This is a genomic window from Psychrobacillus lasiicapitis (genome assembly GCF_006861795.1).
Taxonomy (GTDB): domain Bacteria; phylum Bacillota; class Bacilli; order Bacillales_A; family Planococcaceae; genus Psychrobacillus; species Psychrobacillus lasiicapitis.
The window spans coordinates 1-1448 of record NZ_VDGH01000027.1; the positions used below are offsets into that span (position 1 = coordinate 1).

The 1448-nt window shown below is 36.3% G+C and carries 1 protein-coding gene; it reads right to left on the reverse strand.

Annotated features, from left to right (window positions below):
• Positions 1 to 34: 34 nt before the first annotated feature.
• A protein-coding gene (locus tag FG382_RS22500) for an IS3 family transposase (RefSeq protein WP_142541080.1) occupies positions 35 to 1395 on the reverse strand; the annotation gives its coding sequence in 2 pieces (ribosomal slippage) (positions 35 to 939 and positions 939 to 1395; 1362 coding nt in all).
• Positions 1396 to 1448 lie beyond the last annotated feature (53 nt).

The following is a 1448-nucleotide window of genomic DNA, read 5'->3' on the forward strand; positions in this document are numbered from 1 at the left end:
ATGTGATCTGACCCAATAAAGTTAGACAAATATTTTAAGAAGCTTCAAGGACCTGAGTTCGGTATTCTACTGGACTTAGGTCTTTTAATTTTGCCTTCATTCGTTTATGGTTGTAATACTCGATATATTCATGTAATTCTCGTTCAAAGTGTTCCATATTCTCAAACGTTTGTAGATAAAGAAGCTCAGACTTCAATAAGCCAAAGAAGTTCTCAATGACGGCGTTATCCAAACAATTTCCCTTACGGGACATACTTTGTCTTATATTATGTTTCTCTAACTTTTTTTGGTATTTTTTCATTTGATATTGCCACCCTTGATCAGAGTGTAAAATGACTTTACTTCTTGAATTTAAACTCCCGATTGCCTCTTCTAACATATCACCAACAAGCTGATAAATTGGGCGGCTCATTACCTTGTAAGCAATAATCTCACCGTTACATAAATCAAGTATAGGTGATAGATAACGTTTCTCACCAAATAAATGGAATTCCGTTACGTCCGTTACCCATTTTTCATTCATCTTCTCTGCATGGAAATCACGGTTTAGTAAATTTGGTGCGATTTTGCCAACTTTTCCACGATAAGAACGATACTTCTTCATTCTCACTTCGCATTTTATCCCCATCTCGTTCATCAATCGGTTGATTGTCTTTGGATCATGAAAAATATTTCTTTTCTTTAATTCTTTGGCGATGCGACGATAGCCATAACGTCCTTTATGTTCATGATAAATGGCTTCAATCGCTTCTTTTACCTTCACGTATTTATCTTCACACTGTAATCTTTTTTCCCAGTAATAATAAGTACTACGTGGAATGTCTGCGACTTTAACTAATTCCACGACATCGAATTCGGCCTTTAGTTCAAAAATTACTTGCGCTTTGATCTTGTTTGTAATTTTTCCTGTTCGTGAACTAAAGCGTTCAACTTTTTTAAATAAGTATTCTCCATTCGCAACCGTTCATTTTCAGCTCGTAGAGCTTCAATAGATCCTTCAACTGGAGATGTTTTTTTGACATCAGATTTAGTTTCCTTCTTCATGGATGGACGCCCCTTTTTCTTTGGTTGTAGGGCATCGATTCCACCAATTTCAAACGCTTTTCGCCAATTTCTTATCATACCAGATGACGAAATATTAAAAATTGCAGCCGTCTCAAGAGAGGATGTACCCATTTCGTTCATATAACTCAGTACATCTAGTTTAAACTGTTGTGTATAAGTTGTATAGGGTTGACAGAATGCCTCAGCCCCTTGGTGTTCATAAAGTCTTACCCATCCTTGAATCACGCTTTTACTGACCTTTAATTCCCTTCCTATTTCCTCATAACTTTCATTGCCTTCTAAATAGCGCATTATCATATTGAATTTTTCTTCGGCTGTAAATCTAGCCATAAAAAACACCCCGCAAATGTTAGTTTAGCGTCTAACATTTACGGGGCAGTTCA